The organism is Shewanella sp. Sh95 (assembly GCF_001308045.1).
Taxonomy (GTDB): Bacteria; Pseudomonadota; Gammaproteobacteria; order Enterobacterales; family Shewanellaceae; genus Shewanella; species Shewanella xiamenensis.
Genome location: NZ_LGYY01000024.1, coordinates 1 through 1,228 on the forward strand (window position 1 = coordinate 1; position 1,228 = coordinate 1,228).

At 49.3% G+C, this 1,228-nt stretch carries 1 protein-coding gene; it reads right to left on the reverse strand.

Annotation, left to right across the window (positions count from 1 at the left end; translation table 11 throughout):
- Positions 1–13: 13 nt before the first annotated feature.
- Positions 14–1,228, reverse strand: a 1,215-nt coding sequence (locus AEA42_RS01860) for an IS4-like element ISSba6 family transposase (RefSeq protein ID WP_055646793.1), incomplete at its 5' end; no start/stop codon positions are given.

Consider the following 1,228-nt stretch of genomic DNA (forward strand, 5'->3'; position numbering starts at 1 on the left):
TAATGCCGTTCACTTAAGAGTGAACGGCATTTTTCTTTGGTCTAACCGGAAACTTGTTTTTGCTCATTTTAAGGACTCGTGGATATGCCCTTTCCCGTTTACCATCCAGCTTAAATTGCCGTGCATTTCGTTCTATATCCAATACGTCTCTCGGGACATTCCCCGGTGTTTGTGATGACAGTTGTGTCAACTTGAAGATGATATAACTCGCCGCATCCCGAAAACTCAGTTGATTGGGATGGACCGATGGCAAGCTTTTAGCCATCAGCAACATCTTATATCTAATGAGATTGTAGGCCAGTAGCACGCCCCATAACTCTTGAGTCACCAGCTCCGGTAGTTGACTGCGGAGCGTAAAACGGCTCTCCAGTAGATGTTGTTTCATCTCTCTATAGCCCAGTTCGATTTCCCATCGATGGGCATATAAGTCGACGATGTCTTCGCTGGGGTAACGCATCGGGTCTGTCAACGAGGTCAAAATGGCGACTGACTTACCTTTCACTGTCTTAGTCAATAAACGCGCTTCAAGGGTATCTGGGAGCTGCGGCCATTTCTTTCTGGCTTGAGGTGTCGTGGTGAGTTTCACCCACTGGTCATGTTTCCCCAGCGTTCGCACTACTTCATATTGAGTGCCTTTCTTCAATGGCAACAACCAGTGGCTATCAGGTTGCGCTTGCTGCCAAGCGTGCAGCAGGCCGAGCGAGTAAAATCCTCGGTCAAATAGGGTTAGGCTGTGATTGGGAATGCTAGGAATGAGCTGGGACGCTAAGTTCATTTCATTTTCGGCAACCGAATCAAAGGCGCTGTTGACCAATAAATGGCTGCTTAATTCCATCAAGCAAACCATGCGAATTTGCGGATAAGCCGCTTCGCCTGAAGCGTTGGCGGTACGCGCAAAGGCGGCTTGATTTTGGACACTATCGGGTGTCCGCCACACGACACCGTCAACACCATACAAGTTAAGACCGCACCAATGAGGATGTTCAGCTCTCGCGTGCCAGGTATTGGCGCTGCGGTTAAATACTTCTCTAATAACCTCACTGCCCAATCGTTTACGCGCCTGAGTCACGGCGCTGCGTGCAACATAATCAATCTCTTGCGGCAAAACAATGTCGAGTTTGTTGATGAGTGACCGAACAGACTCCCCTCGGAACAAAGCCATTCCGATAACGGCCCAAATCATCGCGTCCATCGGCAATTTACGCCGTCTTAACGTCGCAACGCCCTG